Genomic DNA, 500 nt, shown 5'->3' with positions numbered 1-500 from the left:
GTAGAAGCCGCGGGGCACCACGAGGTTGCCGAAGCCGTCGTACATGACGTGCACCTCGACACCGCGGGCGGCGGCGTCGTTGACGGCGTCCAGGAACTCGCGCCCGACCTCGTCGTCCTTCCAGATGAAGGTCTCCAGCAGCACCCGGTGCCGGGCGCCGCGGATCGCGGCGAGCATGTCCCGGTAGAGGTCCTCGCCGTAGGTGTAGATCGTGGTGCCGGTCTCCGCGACCGTGTGCTCGAACGTGCCCGGGCGGGGGAACCCGGAGCGCCTCGAGCGGCTCCGGCGCTTGATCGCGTCGGTGGCCACCAGGGTGGCCACCACCGCCGCCTGCACGGCCACCATGCCCAGGGCGGAGCGGACGGCGAACGAACGGAGCAGGCGGGGCCCGGAGGAACGAGGAATTCTCATCCGCGAAGCCTACCGGGCGCCGCCGGCGGTGCGGGGCGGCCTCAGACCGTCCGCGCCGCCGCCCGGCCCGCGGCGTCGTCCTCCGCGCC

General features: G+C 73.8%; 1 protein-coding gene. It reads right to left on the bottom strand.

What is annotated here, in order from left to right; genetic code table 11:
- The coding region (locus tag RE027_RS18260; RefSeq protein WP_497795579.1) for a phospholipase D-like domain-containing protein at positions 1 to 411 on the bottom strand (411 nt) is incomplete at its 3' end.
- Positions 412 to 500 lie beyond the last annotated feature (89 nt).

This window comes from Kocuria sabuli, from assembly GCF_040981185.1.
Taxonomy (GTDB): domain Bacteria; phylum Actinomycetota; class Actinomycetes; order Actinomycetales; family Micrococcaceae; genus Kocuria; species Kocuria sabuli.
This window is presented reverse-complemented; position numbering and strand designations above follow the sequence as displayed.